The following is a 25,570-nucleotide window of genomic DNA, read 5'->3' as shown; positions in this document are numbered from 1 at the left end:
GGTCATTCAGCGGCTTCGGCCGTCCCGAAGCCTTCGGCTTCAAGCTTTGCGAGAATCTCCAGAGCGAATTCGGTCTGACGCTCGGTTGGTAGCCGAGACGGGATCTTCGCACAGATCTCAAGCGTGTTGTATTCCGACGGAGACAACAGCCGCTTGCTGCGGCCCCACGCCTTGGCCTCGGCCCAGAAAGCCGCGCCGAGTTCGAATACACGGGTTTGAGCCGCAACGCTCCTTGTCAGGCTTTCCTCTTCCGTGACCTCGTGCTCCTCGGCCTTTGCGTCGTCCTCCTCTACCAACACGTCTTGGAAATCAGCTCCATAATAGAGCGATCTCTCCGAGAACGCTTTCCAGCAGGCTTGGGTCTTGGCCCACTCCGACATGTTACGGACGCCATCCGGCGGGTTGGTGATGATCTCCTGAGCTTCCGCAGCTGCTACAAGCAACGCTTCTTCCAAGGCGCTCGGAACTGCCTGCGAACGCCAGATTCGGGAGAGATCGACGACTTTCTCGTTCTCTCGAGCATCGTGGGCGACCTTCGCGATGGCATATGTGACTATGTTGGCCCGGTATCCACCTTCATACCAGTCCTGGGCCGAAACGAGCTTCTCCAAGCGGCGGAAGATGATCGCCTTGGCGATTAGTTTACGGTACCAGACCTCGTTGATCTTCGCACCACTGCGCCCCCAGACCTTCTCGATCGTCTTTGCGAACTCGGCAAAGTTCTTCTGTGCACCTTTCGACACCCATTCCGGACGCCCCGACCATGAATTCTCGAATTTGGCCAGATCGGTCTTGGTGAAGAACTGGCTCTTCGGGAACTCTGCATCCCATTTTTTCTTCTCAGCATCTGTCTTGCGGCTTCGCTCGTCCGCATATTGACCACGCGCCCGTTCGTAGAACCACTTGGTTTCGCGATAGCCTGCCTCCCCGGCGGGGGCGAGAATCTTCCGGGAAAGCTCCTCGATCCGGATATGGAAGGGGTGGTTGGCAAAGAAGTCTGCCGCGGCGATCTTGTTCTGACTGTTGGCAAATTCCGATATCCGCGGCACCACGGTATCCGCGGAGATGGTCGGAATGACGTTGAGTTTCATCTGGACATAAATGTCCTTCATGCCGTCGCCAGCCTTCTTCCTGGCGGCGTGAAGTGATGCAGTTGTCTGTCCGCCGTTGACGATCTGGAGGTTTTCGGCACTCACGAGGAGCAGGCCATCCTCGGTCCGCTCAAGCTCCACGCCTTCTGCCGTGGCGGCGAGACCATTGTTGTAGGCGAGAAACATCTGGGGCTCCTCCATGATGGTCTTGCGGATCCCCTTGTTCACATTGCCTTTGGCCTGGAGGAAGGATCGCACGTTCGACTCGAGAAGCCGCGCCCCCCAGCGATCATAAATTTCGGCCAGTTGCGCTCCCGGGATGACGGCGATGTAGCTCTCGAAGGAAGTGTCGCTGCCCGAGGCCTTCAGGACGGGAACTCCGCCGCCGAAATCCTCGGCAAATCGCACGGTCATGTCAGCTCGCGCCTTGCCCTGCTCGACAAATGCCTGCAAACGCTTCAGATCCCAGACGCTGTAAGTAACCGGCTTTTCCCCGATACTGCCTGCGGGGCGCGCATCGACAACGGCGCGATTGTCCGAGTTCGTGACGTAGATCAGCTTGATCTTTTCGATGCTCTTCCAGCGGGTCTGTACCAAGTCCGACAACTGTGCTGCGTGGCTGGTCTCCTCGAGTTCGTCCGAAAAATCCGAGGTTCTGGCGTGTCGGAGGAATTCCACAAGCCGATTGAATTGGGCTTTCAGAAACTTTCCATCAGTCCTGCGCACCTCTGCGTTCACCTGAAAGTCGCACAGGATCAGCGAAAGCACGTCTCCAGCGTCGGCTGGATCACCGCCATGTCCCGAAACTGCAAGTGCCACCCGACGCTTCTTGCCTTCTCGCACTGCCTGTCGCTGTCCCTCGAAATGACAGTAGTCGGCCTGATCGATCTCACCGGCCTCGGTCAGGATCTCACCGACCTTCTCGAAAAAGGCTTCCTGTGTGTAGAGGCCAAGCGCATCGGCATCGCCTTGGATCTCGGCGATCAGGCTGTGGTGGAATTCTTCCAGATCAGACATTACACGTACTCTCGAAAAGAAGCTGCTTCAGATTGCTGCTGACCTGGAAGTCGGCGCAGTCACCCAGGCGAATGGCATACTCCACGGCTTCGACGCCGGTCGGCAGAGGCGGCACGAGTCGAGGGAAACCCTCGCGCACTTCGAACATCCGCACTGCCCCTGGATGCCAAGTCCTGTTGGCCTCGACCAATTCCGGATCGTAGCCGGTTCCGAAGAGGCGCTGTTCCCAAACATCATGCGCGATGAAGTCATCATCGAACAGCTTGCCTGTCTGTTCGACGTGTTGGTTCAGATTTCCGCCGTCGCCATCCAGCGCCGTGTCCACATCCTGGACGCACAGGAACAGTCTGGCGCCGGGAATGTCCATCAGCTGTGCTTCTGATGAGATCCGGACCTTGGGATGCGCGGCGCTTCTCCGTGCCTTACATTCTATGTAGAGGCCTGGCAGTTCGAAGTCCTTGGCGCTCTCCTCGGGACCGCGCCAGGCCTCTGCAGCGGCCATCGGACCGACCTCGGCAACAAGTTCCCGCAGCAGGGCCAGTTCGCCGACTAGGCCGCGTTGTTCCTCGATGCTCAGCCCTCGTCCACCACCACGTAGCAGATGGTGCCAACGCATCGTGCGGCGCACGGCCCGCTGCAGCGCCGATTGCAGATCTTCCGCCGCCTCGGCGGCCCCCACAACATCTCGGCAGAGTGTCTCGAACAGATCGAGATGGCTGCGCTCATTCAGCGTGAGGCAATAGCTGTTCTGCCTCTCGACGACCCGGTAGAAAGCCCCGACATGGCGCAGCTTGGGGAGAGGTTGGACGGGTTGGATGGTGTCGTTCAATCGCAGAACCAGCGCCGGGGACCGATCGGGCATCCTGCTCCAGAAGAAATCGTGCCGCCCGTTCCTGTCCACACGATGGGCGATGCCGGGTTCGATGCGCTCCCAAGGGGATTCAGTAGTCATCTTCGAGCGCCCCGTCATCCGGTTCCTCGTCATCCACACCATACAGCTCGCGGAACTTCACCGTGTTGATCACGTATTCCACCCGCTGATCCGGTCGAGCCGACTGTGGGAAGCTGATGGACCAGCCTATGATCGGCCGATCGGGAATGCGATCGAGATGGGGCCGGTTCGCATCATCGCCCTTGGGATCTTCAACTTGGACGACATGCAGAACGAAGAGCGGCTTTTCGCGTTCGGCCCTGTAGAGGTAGTCTGGGTATGAGGGGCGCTTCCCAGCAGGTGCAGGCCGAGTCTTCTGATACTCTTCCTCGACAGCCTCCGCTCTTTCGCGGGCTACGCCAATCTTCTCGATTCCGCGAGTGGAAAGCCTGGCTCGCCTCCCGCCAATTGAAATCAAGTGCTCAGAGAGATCCGCATATCCAATTGAGCGTAATTGCGGTCCAATCGTCCAGCTGGCAAGGTCAATGTCAGGCGCCTTGCCTCTAACGCTCGCAATAAGCACATCCCAGTACTTGAGTTCGTCGAACTTTCTATCACGAATGTAGCTTCGAATTGGGCCTGTTTGTGAAAGAAAGGCCTGGTCATGGTTGCGCCACGCGAGAAGGAAGTCGTCGATAGCTTCGAACGCGTCGACATCTCGCAGCAGGTAGCCACCATTCTCCTTTGCAGAATTTTCCTGACTATTCCCGCCATCTTCAAGGGCCCGGAGGAACCGAATCGCGGCATCCTGGTTCTTATTCAAGTCTTCTGCGCGCGCGCTGATCCTTGCCGTTTCCACGAAAGCGTTGGACAAGCCGATCATGACGTGCTTCTGGCCCGACCCCATTTTATTCCGCGCTGTGACCATCAGCGAAGCTGGATGGCTCCGCACGGCGAGGCCGAAGTCGGCCGGGGTGGCCTTGGCTTTCTGCATCTTCTTCAGCTCTTGATGCAGCTCATCGGTGGCTTCAGCGATGTGTGCATACCAGTCGATCGCATCGACAGGCATCCAAACGCGGCAGACATCCTCGTAACCGCCCCGGTAGCCGAACCAGCGGCCCATCTGCATGAGGGTGTCATACATCATGGTATTCCGTAGAAACCACGTCACGGTGAGCCCCTCGAGCGTCAGTCCTCGTGACAGGGAGAAGCCGCCGACCGCGATGAGTGTCTGTCCGATGCTGCCATTGTCCGAATAATCAAGACCGTTGGCCCGACTGTTCACCTCGACGACCTTGGCTGCGGCGACAGCTTCGAGCATGGCGGCCTGGATCTGCGGCCAATCGAACTCGATGTCCGAATATTCTTCGACCCAAACCTGACGAAGCGCAGCAATCTCGGGGTCACCCAACCCTTCCGAACCACGCGCGCCGTTGACGCGAAGCGAATCCAGTATTGCATCCAGTCGCTCGTGAAGTCGGTTGCGGATCTTTTCCTGCACATTGGTGAAGCGGCTGGCATTGACCAGCATCGAGCAATGTGACCGGGCCTGGCCACGCAGATTTCGTATTGTTCGTGCAATCAGGAACGTGCGCAGAGCTTTGAGAAGACTGTCGGGAAGTTCGTCGAAGCTCTGGTCGATCCTGTGCTTGATCGGAAGGATGTCCTCGTTGTCCGAAATGTAGCGCAGCCAAGTTGGCTCACCTTCCTCCGGAAGCCCGTCAATGAAGATCTTCTTCGGCCCGAAATAGTTCGTCGGGGCATCGAGTCCCACGATGAAGTGTCTGGGGAAGAGATCCTCCTTCTTTGCTTCATCATACGAGTCCGGGTCCACGAAGATGTTCGCGAAGGGAGTGGCCGTGTATCCGACATAGCAACTGCGGTGGAACATCCCCAGCAGGTCACGGATCTGACCGTTGATCTTGGTGATCTCCTCCTTCGAATATTTGGTATTGATGGAGGCATTGTCCGCCTCGTCATCGATCAGCAGCATGGGTTGGCTGATCATCTGGGCATCACCCTTGGCGCTGTTCTCGCGCAGCCAGTCGAGCAGGTTCTTGAGGGTCGCGTGGTTCTTCTTGATGACCAGCACGACCGGCACCTTGTAGGAGTCGATCTCGCTCGTGTTGCTGGTGGCCGTGTTCTTCCGGAAATCGGAGAGCGTGTTGGTCAGACTGACGGGCGTTCGCCGATCATCGAACAGCCCGACGCCTATCGCCTTGCTACCGTCCCTCTTGCCTTTCATGGCCAGCCTGCCCGTATCGCGGCCGATGAAGCCCTCGTCGATCCGCTCCTGGGTCTGATTGCGCAGGTTGTTGTGGATGCCGGCGATCACCACGATAAGCCGGTATCCGGCATCCGCCGCTTTGCAGATGAGCCCCGTGTAATTGCCGGTCTTCCCGCTCTGGACATGCCCCACGACCATGCCCCGGCGGTCCCATTCCTCTTGGAGGTTCGGGTTCCCCAAGCGCCCGAGGATCTCGTCGGTTACGGTATCTGTAGATGTCACGACATCTTGCGGAAGGCCATTCTTCAGCATCAGCTTCCGGTAGCGCCCCCAGTAGAAGGGGTCGATCGATGCCTTGGCCTCCGGCAGCCAGGGCCGGAAGTCCTCATCATCGACCATGGCTCCGAGGCCCATGCTGATGCCGAACCTCTCCTCGATATCGCGCGCAAGCTGTTCCTGGTCGTCCAGTTCCACCCCAAGATTCAGGGCACCGTTCAGTGTCGTGATAAGCGTTCTCAGCTCGTCTCCCGTCCTCCGCTCGTTCGCGAGAGATTGCGACACGATGCCGTCGAGGTGTTCGATTTGGGCACTCAATTGGATTCCCCCAGTTCAATGTCTTCCGCCAATCTGCGCACCGCGTCCTTGTGGCTGCGCAGCGGCTCGTTCGAGCATAGATTTGCGAGGATGTCAGAAAGTGTCATCCCCATTCCCCGGAGCGTCCGAATGGCGGTCTCTGCGCCCTCCGAAAGCGAAGCGAAATCCGCCTCCTCCGCAAATACGTCCTCGGCCCCACCCAGCATGTCGGCGTGCAGCGACTCTATGGGAAGGCCGGAACCAATCAGTTTCAAGCAGGTGCGAAAGCCGTTCCGGAATTCCTCCGGAAGGCTTTCCTCGAAACCACTGATTGATGGATGATCGACATTTGGCTTATAGATGACCCGACCATCCTGCTGGACACGATTCCAGAATGGCAATTTCCTGTCGTCCACAAGCTTCTGTCCCCGCCGTTTGTAAGTCCGCTTTGAGGTACCCTGGAGGCGTTCGACAATTTTTCGCAACCGCTCTCGAACGATCGGCGGCATTTGCGCATTCGCTTTTCGGACGTCGATTTTCCAATCAGCATCCATTGTATTGGGAATATCCACTCGCACACGGGAGAGCTTGGTCAATTCCGTCTGGCGCGCCAAGCCGAGCCAGCTACCGGCAATGATCAATCGCTTCTCACGGTAGATGTAGAACCCCTGAGAGCGAAGATGCCCTTCCGGCCCGCCGAGATCATCCCAAGCGGAGCGCGACATCATCTTGTGATGTGGAAGGGTGTAACACTGGGTCTCCACGGTTCCCGTGGTCAACGGCAGGACCTCCACCGGATCCACCTGCGTAGCCTTGTGATCCTGTGCAAACGGGTCGATCGGCGCCAGTCTCCGGTCATTGAGGAATAAACGGATCTTGGGGCGCGCCCCCTCCATGTATCGATGGAAGCAGAGCCTGAGATGCCTTTCCGCCCCGGACAATGCCTTGTTGATCTCGGCTGCCCTCTTCGTTGCGTCGTGCCGATACCCGGTAGAAAGCCTGTCCAGCTTGCGCCAGAGGACAATGGTCCCGGACTCCACCAAACGGTTCGTCGCTGGAATGCTCGACAGATCATCTTCGAGATCAACGGCCCATACGTTTGTCTTCGCCACCCTATCGAGATCCCACGTCGCCGCGGACGTCACGCCGGCCTTCCTGGTAATGACGGTTAGTTGGCGGCACTGCGAGAAACTTGCGCTCTTCAAGCCCAGACCAAACCGCCCCAAGTCGTGACCTTCGCGATCTTCCAGCGGGTTCCGGGACCCCGGGCGCATCGCCTCTATCAGTTCTGCTTCTCTCATTCCGGAGCCGTCATCCAAGACGGCGATCCATGGTGCGTCACCAGTCGTCTCGGCCAGTATTTCCACTTTCGACGCACCGGCAGTGATGGAGTTGTCGATGATATCGGCCATCGCGGTTTCGAGAGTATAGCCGAAATCCCTCATACCTTCGATCAGTGAGGCAGCATGAGGGGTCGCATCAGCTTGCCTTTTGCCGAGCATTGTTTCACTTTTATCAATTTTCACAATGTACAGATTCCACGTGCATTCCGCCTTTGCGGCAAGTTCTTGTCGACCGTCGCCAACATGCTTGAAATCGATGCAAACACATAATGGCATCAAGTTGAAGCAATCTTGTCTTGGTCAGGGTGTTGCATTGCGGATGCGCTGGCCGCGCCGAGTTGCCCTCTCGTCGAAATGTTCCAGCTTCTCAAAGTCAGGGTGCCATCGACATTCTGCTTGGCCGCGTTCGCGAGTTTTCGGCGACGTCCCAGGGCGTTCTCTACTCGCCTTGGTCAAGTGCTGATCTTATTGCTGGTACTTCTGCGTGCCGGGCTCTTGGGTTCTCTCCGCGATCACCGCGATGGGCGCCGCATGTTTGCGTCCAGGGTCGGGCAGATCGAAGTGATGTGCGCGGTCAATGCCGCTTTCCTGAGAGCGATCTTACCCTCGCCGCGCGTCCCGGCTCGACGCATTCGGGAGTGGCGAAGTCAGCGTTCTGGAGCTGGTGTGTTCAGATGACGGCATCCTCCCGGAAGGGTGTGCCGGTGCGCCACATGGCGTGCAGCGTGACGGCCAGTTCATTGGCCAATGCGTCCTTTGCCTTCCGCGGTCCGGTGCGTTCTGCGATTGCCTTGGCCCAGTCGCGCAGGCGGCCGCCACCCAGATTCCGGCAGTAGATCGCGTGTGCCGCCTCGAAGAGGCATTTCTTGGCGAAGTCCTGGCCTATATGACCTACCCGGCCCAGCACCGCACCAAGTTGCACAGCACCAATCCGATCGAGCGGCTAAATGGCGAGATCAAGCGACGCACGGACGTCTTCGGAATCTTTCAGAACGAGGCATCGATCCGATGCCTCGTCGGCGCGACCCTGATGGAGCAGACCGAGGAATGGACCGTCCAGCGCGCCAGATACATGACGCTGGAAACGCTCGCGCCTGTCCGCGATGATCTCAATGTCAGCGTGCCTGCGGCGCATAGCGACTGACCAGCTCGGCCCGCTTGAAAGCGCGAGGCGTGCGGGGAGCTACAACAACTCTCGGGACATCATCGATCTGCGTCAATTCGAGGGAATGGCACATCAGGTCACGTTAGCAAGGCGCAACGCTCTTTCGCACAGCTTCGTCCACCCAAGGTCTCGCCTCAAAGAGATGGTTTACTGGCGTCCGGTTAACCGATTGAAATTGCGTGATCACCCAACAGTATGGTTTACAAATAAAACCAATAAAATCAACAATGCTCACGGATTGCAAATCCGTGCACAGGGGTTCGATTCCCCTACTCGCCTCCAAATTTCCCCCATTCAGACATGTCACCACGCCCACGGGCGACCCTCGGGTCGGCGCGCATCGGGGATGTTTGGCGTTTCGTACGCGAGTCTCGCCGCGCGCGGCACAGGCGAAACCCGCCTTTTCCATACATATTCTGACCGCTTTCCGGCGCTGAGCAGCCGGAGCGCCTGCAACTTCAGCAGCCTCGTGTTCGGGCGCATGAAAAACGCAGAAGTTTATTTTACCGTTTGGTCAAAAACCTCCTGATGGGCACAGACGGCCGTCGCGCCGCACCGCATCAGTCCGCACAGGAGGTCACGCATGGAAATCGGGGTATTCCTTCCCATCGGCAACAACGGCTGGCTCATCTCCGAGACCGCGCCGCAGTACCGGCCGAGCTTCGAGCTCAACAAGCAGATCACGATGAGCGCCGAGAAGCACGGGCTCGACTTCGTGCTCACCATGATCAAGCTGCGCGGCTTCGGCGGCAAGACCGAGTTCTGGGACCACAATCTCGAGAGCTTCACGCTGATGGCAGGGCTCGCTGCCTGCACCAGCAAGATCCGCCTCTATGCCACCGCTGCCTCGCTGGTGATGCCGCCCGCGATCGTCGCGCGCATGGCCTCGACCATCGATTCCATCTCGAACGGCCGCTTCGGGGTGAACCTCGTCACCGGCTGGCAGAAGCCGGAGTACACGCAGATGGGAATGTGGCCGGGGGATGAGTTCTTCGGCACGCGCTACAAGTACCTTGGCGAGTATGCGCAGGTGCTGCGCGACCTCTGGGAGACCGGCAGGAGCGATCTCAAGGGCGAGTTCTTCCAGATGGAGGACTGTCGCCTCAGCCCGCGCCCGCAGGCCGACATGAAGGTGATCTGCGCCGGCTCTTCGGATGCGGGCATGGAGTTCTCGGCCCAGTATGCCGACTACAATTTCTGCTTCGGCAAGGGGGTGAACACGCCCAAGGCCTTCGCGCCCAACGCCGAGCGGCTGATGGAGGCCACCGCGAAGACCGGGCGGGACGTCTCGACCTACGCGCTTTTCATGATCATCGCGGACGAGACCGACGAGAAGGCCCGCGCCAAGTGGGAACTCTACAAGGAGGGCGCCGACCAGGAGGCGCTGTCGTGGCTCGGGCTGCAGAGCGCGGCCGACAAGACCTCGGGCTCTGACACCAACGTGCGGCAGATGTCCGACCCGGTCTCGGCGGTGAACATCAACATGGGCACGCTGGTGGGCTCCTACGCAACCGTCGCGCGGATGCTCGACGAAGTGGCAGAAGTCCCCGGCACGGGGGGCGTTCTGCTGACCTTCGACGATTTCGTGGTGGGGGTCGAGGATTTCGGCTCCAGGATTCAACCGCTTATGGCCTGCCGCAGAGCGGTTCAGGTCGCCGAACCCGCATGAGGACCGAGATGGAACTTGCCGCACAACCCGAAGCCTTTGCCTTCGACCCCGAGACCACCGCGCTGATCGTCGTGGACATGCAGAACGCCTATGCCAGCAAGGGGGGCTACATCGACCTTGCCGGTTTCGACATCTCCGGCGCGCGCTCCTGCATCGAGAACATCGCCAAGGTGACGCAGGCCTGCCGCGACGCGGGCGTTCTTGTCACCTTCCTGCAGAACGGCTGGGACGCGGCCTATGTCGAGGCGGGCGGGCCGGACTCTCCGAACGTGAAGAAGTCGAACGCCATCAAGACGATGAAGAAGCGCCCCGAGCTCTGGGGGCAGTTGCTGGCGAAGGGCGGCTGGGATTACGACCTCATTGACGAGCTGGTGCCGCAGGAGGGTGACCTGCTGATCCCGAAGCCGCGCTACTCGGGCTTCTTCAACTCCTACCTCGACAGCGCCCTGCGCTCGCGCGGCATTCGCACGCTGGTCTTCACCGGCATCGCCACCAACGTCTGCGTGGAGAGCTCGCTGCGCGACGCCTTCCACCTCGAATACCACTGCCTGATGCTCGAGGACGCGACCAACGCCGTCGGCCCCGACTACATCCAGAAGGCGACGGTGTTCAACGTCGCCACCTTCTTCGGCTGGGTCGCCAAGACCGACGACTTCTGCGCCGCGCTCATCTCCAAGGAAGCAAAGGAACTTTCGAATGCCTAAGACTCCCGTGATCCCCGAAGGCACCGGCAAGCCGCTCGCGCCCTACCTGCCCGGCGTGCTGGCCGACGGGGTTGTGTACGTGTCGGGCACGTTGCCATTCGACAAGGAGAACAACGTCGTGCACGTGGGCGACGCCAAGGCGCAGACCGCGCATGTGCTCGAGACCATCAAGTCGGTGATCGAGAAAGCCGGCGGCACGATGGACGACGTGGTGATGAACCACATCTTCGTCACCGACTGGGCCAACTACGGCGCGGTGAACGAGGTCTATGCCTCCTATTTCCCGGGCGACAAGCCGGCGCGCTACTGCATCCAGTGCGGCCTCGTGAAGCCCGACGCGCTGGTCGAGATCGCCACGGTCGCGGTCATCAAGTAATGCGGTTCACCCATCTCAAGTGCGGGCGCGAGGGCGCCCGCACGCTTGTGCTCTGCTCCGGTCTCGGCGGTGCGCAGGGCTACTGGGCCCCGCATCTCGAGGCGCTGCGGCCCGGGTTCGACCTGATCCTCTACGACCAGCGCGGCACCGGCGAGAATGCCTGCGACCTCGGGCCGACCTCGATCGCCGAGATGGCGGGCGACGTGCTCGAGATCTGCGACGCGGCCGGGGTGGAGCGGTTCGACCTGATCGGCCATGCGCTCGGCGGGCTGGTGGGCTTCGAGCTGGCCGCGCGCGCCGATCGCCGGGTCGGGCGGGTGGTGGCAATCAACGCATGGCCCGAGATCGACGCGCATACCTCGCGTTGCTTCGACATCCGCCTCGCGACGCTGGCGGGGCAGGGGTTGCCGGCCTTCGCCGCGCTGCAGATGAACTTCCTCTACCCGCCGTTCTGGATCGCCGCCTTCCCCGAGAAGATCGCCGCCGAGGAAGCCCATGCCGTGGCGCATTTCCAGGGCGCCGAGATCATCACCCACCGCATAGGGGCGCTGCGCGATTTCCGCCTGCCCGAGATCGCCGACGGCTCGGAGATCCTGCTGCTCGCCAGCAAGGACGACGCGCTGGTCGACGTCGCGCAGTCCGAGCGGCTGGCGGCGCGGATCCCCGGCGCGAAGCTGGTGATCTTCGACCAGGGCGGCCACGCGCTGAACCTGACCATGCGCGAGGCCTTCGAAGCCGAGGTGCTGCCCTTCCTGTCGGCGGCCTGACCCTTTCGCGTCGCGACGAAACCCCGCTGGACAAATCCGGCGGGGTTTTCCACGCTCCGCCTGACCAAAGGGAAAGGACCGGCCATGGCCCACGAGATGCAGAAACCCGCCGCCCCCGCGCCGCTGCGCAATGTCGATCTGGAGACCGACGCGATCCGTCAGGCGCGCGTCGACCTGGCCGCCAGCCTGCGGATGGCGGCGCGCTACGGGCTCGAGGAGGGCATCTGCAACCATTTCTCCGCCGTGGTGCCGGGCCATCCCGACCTCTTCCTCGTCAACCGGCTGGGCGATGCCTTTGCCGAGGCGACGGCCTCGAGCCTGCTGATCTGCGATTTCGACGGCCACGTGCTGGCGGGCGAGGGCGAGCCCGAGGCCACCGCCTTCTACATCCATGCGCGGCTGCACAAGCGTCACCCGCGCGTCGGCGCGGCCTTCCACACCCACATGCCCAATGCCACCGCGCTCACCATGATCGAGGGCGCGCCGCTGGTCTGGGCCGGGCAGACCGCGCTGAAGTTCTACGGCCGTACCGTGGTGGACGAGGCCTACAACGGGCTCGCGCTCGACAATGATGAGGGCGACCGCATCGCCGAGGCGATGGGGGACGCGGATATTGTCTTCATGCGCAACCACGGTGTCATGGTCTGCGCCCCCAACATCGCCGAGGCCTGGGACGATCTTTATTACCTCGAGCGCGCCGCCGAGGTGCAGCTGAAGGCGATGAGCTCGGGCCGCCCGCTGATCCCGGTCTCCAAGGACCTGGCCGAGAAAACGGCGAAGCTGATGCGCGAGGGCGACCCGGAAAGCGCGCGGATGCACCTCGAAAGCATCAAGCGCCAGCTCGACGTCGTGTCGCCGGGCTTCCGCGACTGAGCGGCACACAGGCCCGCGCCGCGGCCCATGCGACGGGACGTCCCTTCCCAAGCGCCCCGGATTGCCGCTACAGATTGCGCATGATCCGCGCGCGCGCCCATCGCATGTCCCTCCTCGTCGCCGTGCTTGCACTGGCGCTGGCCAGCGTCGTCTTCGCGGCGCGCATGGCGCCCGAGGGCCCGCAGGGCGAGAGCCTGCGCAGCTACCTCGCCATGGGCGGCTCGCTGGCGGATCTCTGCGCCGACGAGGCGCCGCACCACGCCCATCACTGCCCGGTCTGCAACCTGCTGCCGGAGGTGCCCGAGGTTGCGCCGCTCGCCGCCGCGCTGCGGATGGATCGCCGCTTCCATGTCGGCACGCTTAGCGACCTCGACCTGCCGCCGCAGCGTGGCAATCCCCGGATTTCTCCGCGCGCGCCCCCGGCGCTGGCCTGACCCGGACCCGCGGCGCCGGCGCCGCTTTTCCGCAACAGCAGGCCGGACGATCCGTCCCGGCACATGTCCCGCGCAGGCAGCGGTGCGTCCGCGCGCGCGTCGGAGGAGAGAAAGATGAAGACCACCACCCTGATCGCCGCCCTCGGGCTTGCCCTGCTTCCGGCCGCGGCCGCGCTTGCCGACCACGAGCACGCCGACCCCAAGATGGAGCACGCCGAGCACATGGCTGCCCATGCCGCGGCAAGCTACGAGATCGGCGCCCTGCGCATCGAGACCCCGTTCGCGCGCGCCAGCCTGCCCAACCAGCCGGTCGGCGGCGGCTTCTTCACTGTCACCAACACCGGCACCGGGGATGACCGGCTGATCGCCGCGGGCACCTCGCCCGAGCAGGCGGACCGCACCGAGATCCACGAGATGTCCATGGACGGGCAGGTGATGAAGATGCGCCAGCTTGCCGACGGGCTGCCGATCCCGGCGGGCGCGACGGTCGAGCTGAAGCCCGGCGGCTATCACCTGATGATGATGGGGCTGAAGCAGCCGCTGGTCGAGGGCGAGACCGTCACCGTCTGGCTGACCTTCGAGAAGGCCGGCACGATCGAGATTCCGCTGGCCATCGGCGCGCCCAATGCCAAGGACGGCGGGCAGGGTCACATGACCCACGGCAACTGAGGAGCGGTGGCATGACGAAAAAGGGCATCACCGCGATCCGTTTCGCGCTCTGGGGGCTGGTCCTGCTGGCGCTCCTTGCCGTGCTGTGGTTCCGCGTCCTCTCGCCGACGCTGCAGGAGGACATCGCCGGCTCGCTCGGGCGCGGCGACTATCACCTGACCGCCACCGACGGCACCGCCTTCACCGAGGACAGCCTGAAGGGCGCGCCCTCGGCGGTGTTCTTCGGCTTCACCCATTGCCCCGAGGTCTGCCCGACGACGCTCGGCGACATTGCCACCTGGCAGGAGGGGCTCGGCGAGGCGGGCAAGCAGCTTCGCGTCTTCTTCGTCACCGTCGATCCGGAGCGCGACACGGCCGAGGCGCTCGGCCAATACGTGTCGTGGGTGCCGGGCGTGATCGGCGTCTCGGGCACGCGCGAGGAGATGGACAAGGCGATCCGCTCCTTCCGCATCTACGCCAGCCGCGTGCCGGTCGAGGGCGGAGACTACACGATGGACCACTCGGCCATGGTGCTGCTCTTCGACGCGCGCGGCGATTTCTCCGGGCTGATCAACTACCAGGAAGAGTATGACCGCGCGCTCGGCAAGCTGCGGACGCTGGTCGGGGCCTCCTGAAATCTTTCCTACCGGCAAGGGCTTGCCGACCCGTTGGCAGGCCCTTGCCGAGCCCCTGCGCGCGCGCCACTCTGCTCTCAAAACGCAAAAGAGGCGGAGCGGGCAAATGGGCAGCACTAGACGGACTTTCCTCATGGCGGGCGGGGCGATGGCTCTGCTTGCGGGTTGCGGCGGCGGCTATTCCGAGAGCCCCGCAGCCATCGACGATCCCATGCTGCGGCCGCAGCCGAATCCCGGCTGGGACGCCTGGGTGGCCTCGTTCCGCGGCCGCGCGCTGTCGCATGGGATTTCCTCGGGCACCTATGATGCCGCCTTCCGCTCCGCCGGCTTCCTGCCCGGGGTGGTCGAGCGCGACCGCAGCCAGACCGAGTTCAGCCGCACGCTCGAGGACTATCTCGCGATCACCGCGAACGAGCAGAAGGTCTCGCAGGGGCGCGTGGAACTTGGCCGGAACATGGGCGTGCTGCGCGAGATCGAGGCGCGCTACGGCGTGCCGCCGCACGTGGTCTGCGCCTTCTGGGGCATGGAAAGCAGCTACGGCACCCGCCGCGGCGACATCCCGGTGATCTCGGCCTGCTCGACGCTGGCCTATGACGGGCGGCGCGGCAGCTTCTTCGAATCCCAGACGCTGGCCGCGCTGCGCATCCTCGAGCGCGGCGACGTCGCGCCGGCGCATCTCACCGGCAGCTGGGCCGGGGCGATGGGGCACACGCAGTTCATCCCGACCACCTTCCAGAGCTACGCGGTGGACTTCCGCGGCGACGGGCGGCGCGACATCTGGTCCGACGATCCGACCGACGGCCTTGCCTCGACCGCCAACTACGTTGCGCGCAGCGGCTGGCGGCGCGGCGAGCCCTGGGGCGTCGAGGTGCTGCTGCCCGCGGGCGGCGCGGGAATGGCCGGCGGCTCGCGCAGCGGCGCGGGCTGGGCCTCGGCCGGGGTACGCGCGGCGTCCGGCGGAGCGCTGCCCTCCGGCACGGGCAAGCTGCTGCTGCCCGAGGGCGCCTCGGGTCCCGCCTTCCTGATCTATCCGAACTTCAACGTGATCCTGCGCTACAACAACGCGCAGAACTACGCGATCGGCGTCGGGCACCTGTCGGACCGGCTGCTGGGCGCGGGCCCGCTGCGCGGCAGCTTCCCGCCGGACCGCTACGGGCTGACCATCGAGGACCGGCGCGAGCTGCAGGGCCGCCTGAACTCCGCCGGTTTCGATGCCGGCACCCCCGACGGCGTGCTGGGCAAGAAGTCCACCACGGCCATCGAGGGCTACCAGGCGCGGGTCGGGCTGCCGGTCACCGGCGAGCCGTCGCAGGGTCTGCTGGCGCAATTGCGGCGCGGCTGAGCGCCGCGCCTTTCCGCCGCGGTCCGGTCACACCCCGGCGGTGCCGCCAAGCGCGGTCTGCAGGTCGGCGAGCGTCTTCTTCTCGGCCTCCGAGACGGCCTCGCCGCCGAACCCGAGGAAACCGCCTTCCTTGGCGGCTTCGGCGGTGCGCGTCGCGGTGTCGATCAGGAACTCGGAGAAGGCCCCGGCCTCCTCCGGCGCGGTGGTCTTCACCACGCCGAGGATCTCCGACAGCCGGGCGATGGCCGCGTCGGTGATCTCGGGCGGCTTCTTGCCCTTCACCAGCGCCTTCACCCCGTCCATCGCGGCCGAGCGGCCCTCGGAGGTCTTGTAGGCCTCGGCCACCTCGGCGGCGAGCGTGCCGGCGGAGGCATCCTTCAGCGAGCCGGCCATCGCCGCGCTTTCCTGAACCGCGCCGATCAGCCCGCCGGGATCGGCGGCGGTGATCGCCAGCCCGGCCAGCATCGGGGCCTCGAGAACCATCGGCCAGTCGGCTTCGGTGAATTTTTCCTTAAGTGCCATGGGAGCCTCCGCTCAGTCGTTTTGAAATGTCGGTCACAATCGTCCGGAAAGACGCCGGTGGGTGATCGTCCGGCGCGTGGTCTGCCCGCGGGAAAAGTCCGGGGCGGGGGTGCAGGCGAGAAATGGTGAGAGCCTGCCGTCGTCTGAAATAGGTGGGTCCGGCCTCAATCTCGTGGCCGGGTCCGGTGGCGTGCGTCCGGTGCCTTGTGGTCCCGAACCGCAACGCCCGGAGCCTAGCTCAACCCCCGCGAGTGATCCAGCGCGCGGAGGGCTCCCGGCGTCCTGATATGCCCAATGGTCGGTTTTCCGCCGATCGGCCGCGCGTCGCCCGGCAGGGCGAACCGCACCCCGGAGGGACGCGGCGCGGTCAGATCACCTCGATGACGTCCTTGTCGATGGCGAGGTGGTAGCCCTTGCGGGCGATGTTGCGCACCAGGAGCTCGCTCACCATCTGGTTGCCGAGCCCGTCGCGCAGGCGCTTGATGCGGGTGGCGCCGGCGGCCTCCTCGCAATCCGAGGCGTCGCGCCCCGAGATCACCGCCTCGATCTCGGCGCCGGTGAGCATCTCGTCGTCCATCCGTGCCTCGGCCAGCACCGACAGGGTCTCGATCATCGCGGCGGTCAGCTTGAAGCCCATGGTGTTGAGATAGACCATGTTCTCCTCGCGGCTGATGATCAGCGAGCTGACCTGGATGCCCGAGCGCTCGATCTGCGCCATGCGCCGGTTCATCCCGGCGAGCATCACGAGGAAGACCAGCGCCGCGACCAGCATGGCGGCGGCGAAGACCAGCAGCACGAAGATCACCATCCGGTAGCTCGCCAGCGTGTCGGCGAAGGCGGTGCCGGAGAGCGCGAGGATCTCCAGCAGCTTCACCTCGGCCTGCGCGGTCAGGTCGTGGTCGACGAAGATCCGCTCGACCCGCGCGTTGAAGGCGTTGCCGTCGGGCAGGCTGAACATGAGCACCCCGCCCGCCACGACCAGCAGGGCGACGATCGCGGCGATGCCGAAGGTGACGATGCGCCCGCCGGTGCGGCGGGCTTCAGTAGCGGAGATAGAACTCGCCGGCATTCTTCTTCTTTTCTTCCGAGGGCGGCTTTTCGGACAGCGCGACGACGCTTAGCAGTGTCCAGCCGTTGCGGTCGAGCCGGATTTCCAGCTGCGCGGCCGCGGTGTTCTTCGACGGGCAGGTTTCCGTCGGCAGGAGGGCGATGCCGTATTGCAGGCGCAGCGGATCGTCCTGTTTGGCCTTGTACTCCGCGTAGCAGTCGGCCTGCGCCGCAGTGGCGCCAAGGGCGAGCAGAAGCGAGAGGGCGAGAAGCGGGGTGTTCATGGGGGAAGACTGAGCGCGGTTGCGCCGCAATTCAATAGCGCCAGACGGATAGGCGGCGGATATCCGATAACATCGGAGGGATATTGCCTGTTTTGCCGGGGCGGCCCGAAGCTCGGCTGGATCGCGGCGCGTGCCGTGGTAGCCACAGGTTCCACCCCGAAGGAGACAGTCATGTCCAGGAAGTTCATCGCCGCCGTGCTCGCCGCCTCGGTCGTCGTCACCGGTTTCACCTCAGCCCCCGTCCGCGCCGCCGACGCGCAGGACGTGGCGAAGGTCCTTGGCGGCGCCGCCCTCGTCTACATGATCGGCAAGGCGGTCAGCGAGGCCCGCGCGGAGGACCGCGAGAAGGACAAGAAGGAGGCCAAGCAGCAGGCCTGGTTCCACGATCCCGATCCCGCCCCCTACCTGCCGCGCCCCTACAGCTTCCAGCCCGCGTCGGACTCGCGCCACGAGCTCTTCGCGCATTCCTCGCAGGCACAGACGCGGGGCGTGCTGCCGGGGGCCTGCCTGCGCGACGTGCGCGGCGAGCGCGGCCAGGTGCTGCTGCGGTCCTGCCTGCGCAGCGCCGCGGTGAACACCAAGGCGCTGCCGGACCGCTGCGCCAAGAACATGCGCCTCGGCAAGGATAAGGAACACGTGTTCTCGGCGCAGTGCCTCGAGAAGGCCGGCTGGCGGATCGCGCGGGGCGGCAAGGGGCACGGCCACGACGGCCATGACGAGCGGCACGACGGCCGCCACGGCGACTGGCGTTACGACTGGAAGCACAACGGCCGGCGCGACTGACCGCGCCGACCGGGTCAGGTCCTGCTCAGTGCAGCTCCTCGGGCAGCACGAGGTTGAGCAGGATCGACAGGCCCGCGGCCGGCAGCAGGCCGGATGTCAGCAGCACCTGTGCCGTCTGGGGCAGGTGCTGCAGCGCGCTCGGTTCGAGCTGGAGCCCGAAGCCGACCGAGAGCGAGATCGCGAAGATCACCATGTTGCGGCGATTCCAGACCACCTCGGAGAGCATGTTGACCCCCGCCGCGCAGACCATGCCGAACATCACGATGACCCCGCCGCCGAGCACGTTGATCGGCACGGTCGAGACCGCCGCGCCGACCTTCGGCACCAGTCCGCAGACGATCAGGAAGAGCGCGCCGATGGTCACGACGTGGCGGCTCATCACCCCGGTCATCGAGATAAGCCCGACGTTCTGGCTGAACGAGGTGTTGGGCAGCCCGCCGAAGACCCCGGCCACGGCTGTTCCCAGCCCGTCGGCGAAAGTGGCGCCGCCAACCTCCCTGTCGGTGGCCTCGCGCCCGGCACCACCCTTGGTGATGCCCGACACGTCCCCCACGGTCTCGATCGCCGAGATAACCGCCATGAAGCACATGCCGAGGATGATCGCGGGGTTGATCTCGAAGCCCCAGCGGAACGGCATCGGCAGCTCGAAGAGCGGCGCATTGGCGACGTTGCCGAAGCTGACCTGCCCCATGGCGAGCGCCACGAGATAGCCCGCCAGCAGCCCGACCAGCACCGCCGAGAGTGCCAGCAGCCCGCGGGTGAAGAACTTCACCCCCAGCGTCACGAGGATGACGACAAGCGCCGGAAGCCACATGGCGAGGCTGCCGAACTCGGGCGTGCCCAGCTTCGGCACGCCGCCAGCGGCGTACTGGATGCCGACCTTCAGCAGCGCGAGGCCGATCATAAGCACGATGAGCCCGGTGACCAGCGGCGGCAGCGCGTGGCGGATCCGGGTGACGACGAAGCCGAGGCAGAAGTGGAACATCCCGCCGATCGCGACGCCGGTCATCAGCCCGGCCATGCCCGCGACCCCCTGTCCGGCCACCGCCGGGATCATCACCGGCAGGAAGGCAAAGGACGTGCCCTGCACGATCGGCAGCCGCGCGCCTACCCGGCCGAAGCCGATGGTCTGGAACAGCGTGGCGACCCCGGCGAAGAGCATCACCATCTGGATCATGTAGATCATGTTGGGGAAGTCGGGGCTGTTCGAGCCGTAGCCGAAGCCCGCCGCCCCGGCGATGATGATCGCCGGGGTGACGTTCGAGGCGAACATCGCCAGCACGTGCTGCAGCCCGAGCGGCACCGCCTTGCCGAGCGGCGGCATGTAGTCGGGGTTGATCAGCTCTTCCGGCGTGCCGATCGGGTGGCCCTTGGGGGCGGTTGCGTCAGTCATTCCATCGTCTCCCTCGTCGTTGTCACGTCGTGAAAATGAGATGACCCGCCGCCTCTGCCGGGCGCCTGCGCGGGGTACGGGGCCGGTCAGCCCCGGGTGATCAGCAGCGGCTCCTCCAGCCAGTGTTCCTCGAGGTTCGGCGTATGCCCGATGCGGTCGACCACGGCAAAGAGCCCCGGCGCGTGCAACGGCGTCAGCACCCCGTGCCATGTGCCGCGGCGCAGGTTGATCCCCTGTCCGGGCGCCGCGACAAAGGCATGGATGGCGCCCGGCGCGTCGTTTTCCCCCTCGCCGGGCTCGGCCACGATCACCAGCCACTCGTTCTGGTGCATCGGCAGGAAGGCCTGGGAGCCCTCGGGGTGCCGCTCGACCAGTTCGAGGGTGTAGGGCAGGGCGCGCGGCTCGGCGTCGAAGAGGCTGATGCCCGCCCGCCCCTCCGGTCCGAAATCCATCCCGGCGCGGTCGTGGTGCCGCCCGCAGAGCCCCTGGTTGATGATCTTGTCGGGGGCGCCTTTCACCTCGAGCACCTCGCCATAGGGCGCGAAACCCTCGGCGGTGAGCGGGCGCGCGGCGATCTCCCTCATCGCGCCGCCCCCACCGGCGCCAGCGAGACGTGGCGGTTCACGTCCTTGTAGAGCAGGTAGCGGAAGCGCGCGCTGTCGTCGACGATGCAGGCCTGCGGGCAGAAGGCGCGCAGCCACATGAAATCGCCGGGCCCGACGTCGACCCAGTCCTGGTTGAGCAGGTACTTCGCGCGGCCCTCGAGCACGTAGAGCCCGTGCTCCATCACGTGCGTCTCGGCAAAGGGGATGCGCCCGCCCTTGCCGAAGGTGACGATATTGGCGTGGAAGTCGTGGCGGATGTCGGCGGGGTCGAAGAAGCGCTGGGTGCCCCAGAGCTCCTCGCAGCCGGCCATCCAGTTCACCGGGACCTCGTCGTCATGGGTGACGATCACCGGAGGCACCGAGACCCCCGGCGCCGCCTCCCAGCGCTTGCGGATCCAGTGGAACCTGCAGGGCGTCCCGCCGCTGTTCCAGATCGTCCAGCCGGAGCTTGGCGGCAGGTAGACGACGTGACCGGCACGCAGGTCGTGCACCGTGCCGCCGACGGTCAGCCGCGCCGTGCCCTCGGTGACCAGCAGCGCCGCCTGCGCCTGCGCATCGGGCTCGGGCCCGTCGCTGCCGCCGCCCGGGGCCAGTTCAACTGCGTATTGCGCGAAGCTCTCGGCAAAGCCCGAGAGCGGCTTGGCGATGATCCAGGCGCGGGTCTGCGTCCAGCCCGGCAGGAGCGAGGTGACGATGTCGCGCATCGTGCCGGCGGGCAGGAAGGCATAGGCGGTGGTGAAGACTGCGGCGCCCTGCGGGTTGTCCTCGCGCGGCGGCATGCCGGCGGGCGGGAAGGCGTAGCTACGGGGGGTGTCCATGATGCTCAAAGGATTGCCTCCAGGCGCAGGCGGGCGATGCGTTCGACCTGGCGGCAGGCCTCGGCGAACTCGGTCTCGGTGCCCTGTGCGATGCGTCGCTCGAAGGCGGCAAGGATGCCGGCCTTGTCGTGGTCGCGCACCGCGATGATGAAGGGGAAGCCGTGCTTGCCGACATAGGCGGCGTTGAGCTCGGTGAAGCGCGCGCGCTCGGCGTCGGTCAGCGCGTCGAGCCCGGCGCTGGCCTGCTCGGCGCTGCTCTCGTCGGTGAGGCGCTTCGCCTGCGCCAGCTTGCCGGCAAGATCCGGGTGCGCCTGCAGCACGCCGAGCCGTTCCTCGCGGCTCGCGGTGCGCAGCACGCGGGCGAGCGCGTTGGCCAGCCCCGCGGGCCGGTCATGCGCCGCGCCCAGCTCCAGCGCGAAGGCGCGCTCGGCGACCCAGGGCGAATGCTCGACGATGCCGCCGAAGGTGCCGACGAAGGTCTCGCGGTCCATGGTCGAGGGGCGCGGGCCGGTCTTCGGCGGATGCACCTTCGCCCAATGCTCTGCGATCTCCAGCCGGGTCGGGGTCCAGACCCCGTCGAAGCCGCCGATGTAGTCGAGGAAGCGCTTGAGCCCCATCATCTTGCCCGGCCGGCCGATGAGGCGGCAGTGCAAGCCGACCGACATCATCGCCGGCTTGCCCGCCTCTCCCTCGACGATCAGCGCATCGAACGCGTCCTTGAGGTAGGTGTAGAACATCTCGCCCTCGATCCAGCCGGGCGAGGTGGCGAAGCGCATGTCGTTGGCCTCGAGCGTGTAGGGGATGATCAGCTGGTCGCGGCCGTCCACCTCGAGCCAGTAGGGCAGGTCGTCGTCGTAGGTGTCGGAGATGTAGTCCATCGCCCCGGTCTCGGCGACGAGGCGGACGGTGTTGGCGCTGCAACGCCCGGTGTACCAGCCGCGCGGCGGCGCGCCCACGACCTCGGTGTGCAGGCGGATCGCCTCGGCGATGGCGGCGCGCTCCTCGGCCTCGGGCATGTCCTTGTGCTCGACCCACTTCAGCCCGTGCGAGGCGATCTCCCAGCCGGCGTCCTTCATCGCCTCGACCTGCTCGGGCGAGCGTGCGAGGGCGGTGGCGACGCCGTAGATGGTGAGCGGGATCTCGTAGCCGGTGAAGAGCCGGTGCAGCCGCCAGAACCCGGCGCGGGCGCCGTATTCGTAGATCGACTCCATGTTCCAGTGCCGCTGCCCGGGCCATTGTGCCGCGCCCGCGATGTCCGACAGGAAGGCCTCGGAGGCCGCGTCCCCGTGCAGGATGCTGTTCTCGCCGCCCTCCTCGTAGTTGAGCACGAACTGCACGGCGATCTTCGCGCCGCCGGGCCATTGCGCGTCGGGGCGGTCGGGCCCGTGCCCGATCATGTTGCGGGGGTAGCGCTGCATCTGCCGGTCCTCTGGCATGGGTCGTCTCCTGTCGATACTGGCGCACCGGGCCGGGCGGAACCGCAAAGCCCCGCACCGGGACGCGCGCCTTGCCTTCCCTGTTAGCACCGCTGAAAAAAGGAGCAAGAACAAGTGGCGCAGGCGCCGCGCCCGCCCGGCGCCGCGCGGGTCGAGGGGCCGGATGCCTCCGGCGGGGATATTTGGACCATGTGGAAGGACGGTCCGGACCTTCATGTGGACCGGCTCTCCCCGGTGGGCGGCGCCCTCTCCCTGCCACGAGCTCCCCCGTGCCATATGGACAGATCGCCCCCCAGCCCCTATGTGCAGCCATCATGGCCAAGCAGAAGTCCGACCCCAACTACAAGATCATCGCCGAGAACCGGCGCGCGCGCTTCGACTACGCGATCGAGGACGATATCGAATGCGGTATCATCCTGACCGGGTCCGAAGTGAAGAGCCTGCGCGAGAACAGCTCGAACATCGCCGAGAGCTACGCGGCGGTCGAGGACAGCGAGCTGTGGCTGGTGAACTCCTACATCGCCCCCTACAATCGCGCCATGTTCCCGCACGAGGAGCGCCGCCGCCGCAAGCTGCTGGTCTCCAAGAAGGAGCTCTCGCGGCTGTGGAACGAGACCCAGCGCAAGGGCATGACGATCGTGCCGCTGGTCATGTACTTCAACCACAAGGGCGTGGTGAAGCTGAAGATCGGCATCGCGCGCGGCAAGCAGAACCACGACAAGCGCGAGACCGAGGCGCAGCGCGACTGGAACCGCCAGAAGCAGCGCCTGCTCAAGGAGCGCGGCTGACCTCCCTCCCGCCGTCCCGGCTTCTGCGGGGCATCGCACCCTTGCGAGTCCGGGTCCGGCACCGTAGAGACGAGGCGATGCTGACAGCCCCGGGGAGAGGTGATGGCAAGTGACGATCCCAAGACGCTGGTGTCCACCGACTGGCTGGCACGCCACCTGAAAGATCCCGACCTGCGCCTGCTCGACGCGAGCTGGTACATGCCCGGATCCAGCCGCGATCCGAAGGCCGAGTACGAGGCCGCGCATATCCCCGGCGCCCGCTTCTTCGACATCGACGAGATCTCCGACCTGCGCTCGAGCCTGCCGCACATGGTGCCGCCGGTGGACAAGTTCATGTCCCGGATGCGCGCCATGGGGGTCGGCGACGGGCACCAGATCGTCGTCTACGACGGCACCGGCCTGTTTTCCTCCGCGCGCGTCTGGTGGCTGTTCAAGCTGATGGGCCATGACGACATCGCCGTGCTCGACGGCGGGCTTCCCAAGTGGCAGTCCGAGGGGCGCGAGGTCGAGGACCTGCCCCCCGTGATCCGCGACCGCCACATGATGGTGCGCCGCCAGAACCACCTGGTGAAGGACGTGACGCAGGTCTCCGCCGCCTCGAAGCTGCGCGACCACGAGATCCTCGACGCCCGTGCCCCCGCCCGCTTCCGCGGCGAGGTGGCCGAGCCGCGCCCGGGCCTGCGCTCGGGCCACATCCCCGGCTCGAAGAACGTGCCCTTCGGCACGCTGCTCAACCCCGACCAGACGATGAAATCGCCCGAGGCGCTGCGCGCCGCCTTCGAGGCCGCCGGGGTCGACCTCGGCAAGCCCGCGATCACCAGCTGCGGATCGGGTGTCACCGCCGCCATCCTGAGCCTTGCCCTGACCCGCCTCGGCAAGACCGACCACGCCCTTTATGACGGGTCCTGGAGCGAGTGGGGGCAATTCCCCACGCTGCCCGTCGCCACCGGAGAGAACTGATGTTCGAGACTCTCAAAGAGCAACCCGCCGACAAGATCCTCATGCTGATGCAGGCCTACAAGGAAGACCCGCGCACGCAGAAGATCGACCTCGGGGTCGGCGTCTACAAGGACGCCAGCGGCAACACGCCGGTCATGCGCGCCATCAAGGCGGCGGAAAAGCAGCTCTGGGAGAGTGAGACCACCAAGTCCTATACCGGCCTCGCCGGCGATCCGGCCTTTGCCGAGGCGCTGGGCAAGCTGGTGCTGGGCGACGCGGTTCCGTTCGAGAACGTGGCGGCGGCCGCGACCCCGGGCGGCACCGGCGCGGTGCGCCAGGCCTTCGACATGATCAAGATGGCCAACCCCAGGGCGCGCGTCTTCGTCTCGGATCCGACCTGGCCGAACCACCTGTCGATCCTCAAGCACATGGGGCTCGAGGTCGTCTCCTACCGCTACTTCGACGCCGAGACCCGCGGCGTGGACTTCGTGGGCATGATCGCCGACCTGCAGCAGGTGCTGCCGGGCGACGTGGTGCTGCTGCACGGCTGCTGCCACAACCCGACCGGCGCGAACCTGAACATCTCGCAGTGGAAGGCCGTGGTCGACCTGCTGCTCGAGAAGCAGGGCACGCCGATGATCGACATCGCCTACCAGGGCTTCGGTGACGGTCTCGAGGAAGACGCGGCGGGCGTGCGCCTTGTCGCCTCCTCGGTGCCCGAGTGCCTGATCGCCGCCTCCTGCTCGAAGAACTTCGGCATCTACCGTGAGCGCACCGGCCTCCTGATGGCGGTCAGCAACGACGCCTCGGCCAAGACGCTGAACCAGGGCACGCTGAACTACCTCAACCGCCAGAACTACTCCTTCCCGCCGGATCACGGCGCGCGGCTGGTGACCATGGTGCTGACCGATCCCGAGCTGCGCGCCGACTGGGCCGCCGAGCTGGAAGAGGTGCGCCTGTCGATGCTGGGGCTGCGCGAGCAGCTGGCCTCGGAGCTGCAGCGCCTCGCGGGCTCGGACCGCTTCGGCTTCATCGCCCAGCACCGCGGCATGTTCTCGCGCCTCGGGGCCAGCCCCGACCAGGTCGAGACGCTGCGCCGCGACCACGGCATCTACATGGTGGGCGACTCGCGCCTGAACATCGCGGGGCTGAACAGGACCACCGTGCCGATCCTCGCGGAAGCGATCATCAAGTCGGGCATCTGAGCCCCGGCGTCCCGG

The 25,570-nt window shown here is 65.1% G+C and carries 25 protein-coding genes and 1 pseudogene; 14 read left to right on the top strand and 12 right to left on the bottom strand.

The window, feature by feature from the left end; all coding sequences use genetic code 11:
• Positions 1 to 2 precede the first annotated feature (2 nt).
• The 5 genes from PVT71_RS18130 to PVT71_RS18110 all read right to left on the bottom strand — a co-directional run bounded on the left by PVT71_RS18130 (position 3) and on the right by PVT71_RS18110 (position 8,044).
• A complete protein-coding gene (locus tag PVT71_RS18130; protein WP_353475476.1) occupies positions 3 to 2,108 on the bottom strand; it encodes an AIPR family protein in 2,106 nt (701 codons plus the stop codon).
• Positions 2,101 to 3,078 (bottom strand): PD-(D/E)XK motif protein, encoded by a 978-nt coding sequence (locus PVT71_RS18125; RefSeq protein WP_353475474.1) that lies wholly within the window; start codon positions 3,076 to 3,078, stop codon positions 2,101 to 2,103. The genes PVT71_RS18130 and PVT71_RS18125 overlap by 8 nt, the downstream gene beginning before the upstream one ends.
• The gene (locus PVT71_RS18120) at positions 3,050 to 5,800 is read right to left on the bottom strand and encodes a Z1 domain-containing protein (RefSeq protein ID WP_353475473.1); all 2,751 of its coding nucleotides are present in this window, start codon (positions 5,798 to 5,800) and stop codon (positions 3,050 to 3,052) included. Before PVT71_RS18120 ends, PVT71_RS18125 begins: the two co-directional genes overlap by 29 nt.
• Positions 5,797 to 7,398, bottom strand: coding sequence for an ATP-binding protein (locus PVT71_RS18115; RefSeq protein ID WP_353475471.1), 1,602 nt, complete (start codon positions 7,396 to 7,398; stop codon positions 5,797 to 5,799). Before PVT71_RS18115 ends, PVT71_RS18120 begins: the two co-directional genes overlap by 4 nt.
• 394 nt (positions 7,399 to 7,792) lie before the next feature.
• On the bottom strand, positions 7,793 to 8,044 hold the full coding sequence (locus PVT71_RS18110; RefSeq protein WP_353475574.1) for a hypothetical protein: 252 nt from the start codon (positions 8,042 to 8,044) through the stop codon (positions 7,793 to 7,795).
• Between PVT71_RS18110 and PVT71_RS18105 the strand changes: the two are divergent.
• The 10 genes and pseudogenes from PVT71_RS18105 to PVT71_RS18060 form a co-directional block, all read left to right on the top strand.
• Positions 7,994 to 8,266 (top strand): annotated as a pseudogene (locus PVT71_RS18105) (transposase); the annotation flags it as partial. The gene PVT71_RS18110 and the pseudogene PVT71_RS18105 overlap by 51 nt on opposite strands.
• 604 nt (positions 8,267 to 8,870) lie before the next feature.
• Entirely contained in the window at positions 8,871 to 9,956 is a 1,086-nt protein-coding gene (gene rutA / locus PVT71_RS18100; RefSeq protein WP_353475470.1) for a pyrimidine utilization protein A, read from the top strand.
• 8 nt (positions 9,957 to 9,964) lie between these two features.
• Entirely contained in the window at positions 9,965 to 10,660 is a 696-nt protein-coding gene (locus tag PVT71_RS18095; protein ID WP_353475469.1) for an isochorismatase family protein, read from the top strand.
• The gene (rutC, locus tag PVT71_RS18090; protein ID WP_353475467.1) at positions 10,653 to 11,036 is read left to right on the top strand and encodes a pyrimidine utilization protein C; all 384 of its coding nucleotides are present in this window, start codon (positions 10,653 to 10,655) and stop codon (positions 11,034 to 11,036) included. Before PVT71_RS18095 ends, rutC begins: the two co-directional genes overlap by 8 nt.
• Complete coding sequence (gene rutD, locus PVT71_RS18085; RefSeq protein WP_353475465.1) at positions 11,036 to 11,803, top strand: pyrimidine utilization protein D; 768 nt, start codon at positions 11,036 to 11,038, stop codon at positions 11,801 to 11,803. Before rutC ends, rutD begins: the two co-directional genes overlap by 1 nt.
• 84 nt (positions 11,804 to 11,887) lie before the next feature.
• The gene (locus tag PVT71_RS18080) at positions 11,888 to 12,676 is read left to right on the top strand and encodes an aldolase (protein ID WP_353475464.1); all 789 of its coding nucleotides are present in this window, start codon (positions 11,888 to 11,890) and stop codon (positions 12,674 to 12,676) included.
• 80 nt (positions 12,677 to 12,756) lie between these two features.
• Positions 12,757 to 13,110, top strand: coding sequence for a hypothetical protein (locus PVT71_RS18075; protein WP_353475463.1), 354 nt, complete (start codon positions 12,757 to 12,759; stop codon positions 13,108 to 13,110).
• Positions 13,111 to 13,224: 114 nt separating this feature from the next.
• On the top strand, positions 13,225 to 13,779 hold the full coding sequence (locus PVT71_RS18070; RefSeq protein WP_353475462.1) for a copper chaperone PCu(A)C: 555 nt from the start codon (positions 13,225 to 13,227) through the stop codon (positions 13,777 to 13,779).
• A gap of 11 nt (positions 13,780 to 13,790) precedes the next feature.
• Positions 13,791 to 14,393 (top strand): SCO family protein, encoded by a 603-nt coding sequence (locus PVT71_RS18065; RefSeq protein ID WP_353475461.1) that lies wholly within the window; start codon positions 13,791 to 13,793, stop codon positions 14,391 to 14,393.
• Positions 14,394 to 14,499: 106 nt separating this feature from the next.
• On the top strand, positions 14,500 to 15,735 hold the full coding sequence (locus tag PVT71_RS18060) for a lytic murein transglycosylase (RefSeq protein WP_353475460.1): 1,236 nt from the start codon (positions 14,500 to 14,502) through the stop codon (positions 15,733 to 15,735).
• 27 nt (positions 15,736 to 15,762) lie between these two features.
• Here PVT71_RS18060 and PVT71_RS18055 read toward each other — a convergent pair whose 3' ends face one another.
• The 3 genes from PVT71_RS18055 to PVT71_RS18045 form a co-directional block, all read right to left on the bottom strand.
• Positions 15,763 to 16,257, bottom strand: coding sequence for a hypothetical protein (locus tag PVT71_RS18055; protein ID WP_353475459.1), 495 nt, complete (start codon positions 16,255 to 16,257; stop codon positions 15,763 to 15,765).
• A 367-nt stretch (positions 16,258 to 16,624) separates the two neighbouring features.
• Positions 16,625 to 17,326: a hypothetical protein gene (locus tag PVT71_RS18050; protein WP_353475458.1), complete on the bottom strand. Its 702-nt coding sequence runs from the start codon at positions 17,324 to 17,326 to the stop codon at positions 16,625 to 16,627.
• Positions 17,298 to 17,588, bottom strand: coding sequence for a hypothetical protein (locus tag PVT71_RS18045; protein WP_353475456.1), 291 nt, complete (start codon positions 17,586 to 17,588; stop codon positions 17,298 to 17,300). The genes PVT71_RS18050 and PVT71_RS18045 overlap by 29 nt, the downstream gene beginning before the upstream one ends.
• A 171-nt stretch (positions 17,589 to 17,759) precedes the next feature.
• On the opposite strand from PVT71_RS18045, the gene PVT71_RS18040 reads away from it, so the two are divergent.
• Entirely contained in the window at positions 17,760 to 18,371 is a 612-nt protein-coding gene (locus PVT71_RS18040; RefSeq protein WP_353475454.1) for a hypothetical protein, read from the top strand.
• 25 nt (positions 18,372 to 18,396) lie between these two features.
• Here PVT71_RS18040 and PVT71_RS18035 read toward each other — a convergent pair whose 3' ends face one another.
• From PVT71_RS18035 to puuE, 4 genes are all read right to left on the bottom strand, one after another.
• Positions 18,397 to 19,764 carry a nucleobase:cation symporter-2 family protein gene (locus PVT71_RS18035; protein ID WP_353475453.1) on the bottom strand — a complete coding sequence of 456 codons (1,368 nt, stop codon included), beginning with the start codon at positions 19,762 to 19,764 and terminating at the stop codon, positions 18,397 to 18,399.
• Between the two features lie 86 nt (positions 19,765 to 19,850).
• Positions 19,851 to 20,348 (bottom strand): ureidoglycolate lyase, encoded by a 498-nt coding sequence (locus tag PVT71_RS18030; protein ID WP_353475452.1) that lies wholly within the window; start codon positions 20,346 to 20,348, stop codon positions 19,851 to 19,853.
• A complete protein-coding gene (locus PVT71_RS18025) occupies positions 20,345 to 21,187 on the bottom strand; it encodes a bifunctional allantoicase/(S)-ureidoglycine aminohydrolase (protein WP_353475450.1) in 843 nt (280 codons plus the stop codon). Before PVT71_RS18025 ends, PVT71_RS18030 begins: the two co-directional genes overlap by 4 nt.
• Positions 21,188 to 21,192: 5 nt before the next feature.
• On the bottom strand, positions 21,193 to 22,605 hold the full coding sequence (puuE, locus tag PVT71_RS18020; RefSeq protein WP_353475560.1) for an allantoinase PuuE: 1,413 nt from the start codon (positions 22,603 to 22,605) through the stop codon (positions 21,193 to 21,195).
• A 332-nt stretch (positions 22,606 to 22,937) separates the two neighbouring features.
• On the opposite strand from puuE, the gene smpB reads away from it, so the two are divergent.
• From smpB to PVT71_RS18005, 3 genes are all read left to right on the top strand, one after another.
• On the top strand, positions 22,938 to 23,411 hold the full coding sequence (gene smpB, locus PVT71_RS18015) for an SsrA-binding protein SmpB (RefSeq protein ID WP_353475449.1): 474 nt from the start codon (positions 22,938 to 22,940) through the stop codon (positions 23,409 to 23,411).
• 102 nt (positions 23,412 to 23,513) lie between these two features.
• Positions 23,514 to 24,371: a 3-mercaptopyruvate sulfurtransferase gene (gene sseA / locus PVT71_RS18010; RefSeq protein ID WP_353475448.1), complete on the top strand. Its 858-nt coding sequence runs from the start codon at positions 23,514 to 23,516 to the stop codon at positions 24,369 to 24,371.
• The gene (locus PVT71_RS18005; RefSeq protein ID WP_353475447.1) at positions 24,371 to 25,555 is read left to right on the top strand and encodes an amino acid aminotransferase; all 1,185 of its coding nucleotides are present in this window, start codon (positions 24,371 to 24,373) and stop codon (positions 25,553 to 25,555) included. The genes sseA and PVT71_RS18005 overlap by 1 nt, the downstream gene beginning before the upstream one ends.
• Positions 25,556 to 25,570 lie beyond the last annotated feature (15 nt).

This window comes from Salipiger sp. H15, assembly GCF_040409955.1.
In the GTDB taxonomy this organism is placed as follows: domain Bacteria; phylum Pseudomonadota; class Alphaproteobacteria; order Rhodobacterales; family Rhodobacteraceae; genus Salipiger.
This window is presented reverse-complemented; position numbering and strand designations above follow the sequence as displayed.

Bases quoted from the DNA above. Each gene is read 5' to 3' on its own strand.
- PVT71_RS18005 (WP_353475447.1), top strand. From the start codon at position 24,371: ATGTTCGAGACTCTCAAAGAGCAACCCGCCGACAAGATCCTCATGCTG.
- PVT71_RS18095 (WP_353475469.1), top strand. From the start codon at position 9,965: ATGGAACTTGCCGCACAACCCGAAGCCTTTGCCTTCGACCCCGAGACC.
- PVT71_RS18025 (WP_353475450.1), bottom strand. From the start codon at position 21,187: ATGGACACCCCCCGTAGCTACGCCTTCCCGCCCGCCGGCATGCCGCCG.
- PVT71_RS18045 (WP_353475456.1), bottom strand. From the start codon at position 17,588: ATGAACACCCCGCTTCTCGCCCTCTCGCTTCTGCTCGCCCTTGGCGCC.
- PVT71_RS18050 (WP_353475458.1), bottom strand. From the start codon at position 17,326: ATGCCGGCGAGTTCTATCTCCGCTACTGAAGCCCGCCGCACCGGCGGG.
- PVT71_RS18075 (WP_353475463.1), top strand. From the start codon at position 12,757: ATGATCCGCGCGCGCGCCCATCGCATGTCCCTCCTCGTCGCCGTGCTT.
- PVT71_RS18030 (WP_353475452.1), bottom strand. From the start codon at position 20,348: ATGAGGGAGATCGCCGCGCGCCCGCTCACCGCCGAGGGTTTCGCGCCC.
- puuE (WP_353475560.1), bottom strand. From the start codon at position 22,605: ATGCAGCGCTACCCCCGCAACATGATCGGGCACGGGCCCGACCGCCCC.
- rutA (WP_353475470.1), top strand. From the start codon at position 8,871: ATGGAAATCGGGGTATTCCTTCCCATCGGCAACAACGGCTGGCTCATC.
- PVT71_RS18080 (WP_353475464.1), top strand. From the start codon at position 11,888: ATGGCCCACGAGATGCAGAAACCCGCCGCCCCCGCGCCGCTGCGCAAT.
- PVT71_RS18070 (WP_353475462.1), top strand. From the start codon at position 13,225: ATGAAGACCACCACCCTGATCGCCGCCCTCGGGCTTGCCCTGCTTCCG.
- PVT71_RS18035 (WP_353475453.1), bottom strand. From the start codon at position 19,764: ATGACTGACGCAACCGCCCCCAAGGGCCACCCGATCGGCACGCCGGAA.
- PVT71_RS18125 (WP_353475474.1), bottom strand. From the start codon at position 3,078: ATGACGGGGCGCTCGAAGATGACTACTGAATCCCCTTGGGAGCGCATC.
- rutD (WP_353475465.1), top strand. From the start codon at position 11,036: ATGCGGTTCACCCATCTCAAGTGCGGGCGCGAGGGCGCCCGCACGCTT.
- smpB (WP_353475449.1), top strand. From the start codon at position 22,938: ATGGCCAAGCAGAAGTCCGACCCCAACTACAAGATCATCGCCGAGAAC.
- PVT71_RS18040 (WP_353475454.1), top strand. From the start codon at position 17,760: ATGTCCAGGAAGTTCATCGCCGCCGTGCTCGCCGCCTCGGTCGTCGTC.
- PVT71_RS18115 (WP_353475471.1), bottom strand. From the start codon at position 7,398: ATGCCATTATGTGTTTGCATCGATTTCAAGCATGTTGGCGACGGTCGA.
- rutC (WP_353475467.1), top strand. From the start codon at position 10,653: ATGCCTAAGACTCCCGTGATCCCCGAAGGCACCGGCAAGCCGCTCGCG.
- sseA (WP_353475448.1), top strand. From the start codon at position 23,514: ATGGCAAGTGACGATCCCAAGACGCTGGTGTCCACCGACTGGCTGGCA.
- PVT71_RS18065 (WP_353475461.1), top strand. From the start codon at position 13,791: ATGACGAAAAAGGGCATCACCGCGATCCGTTTCGCGCTCTGGGGGCTG.
- PVT71_RS18130 (WP_353475476.1), bottom strand. From the start codon at position 2,108: ATGTCTGATCTGGAAGAATTCCACCACAGCCTGATCGCCGAGATCCAA.
- PVT71_RS18060 (WP_353475460.1), top strand. From the start codon at position 14,500: ATGGGCAGCACTAGACGGACTTTCCTCATGGCGGGCGGGGCGATGGCT.
- PVT71_RS18055 (WP_353475459.1), bottom strand. From the start codon at position 16,257: ATGGCACTTAAGGAAAAATTCACCGAAGCCGACTGGCCGATGGTTCTC.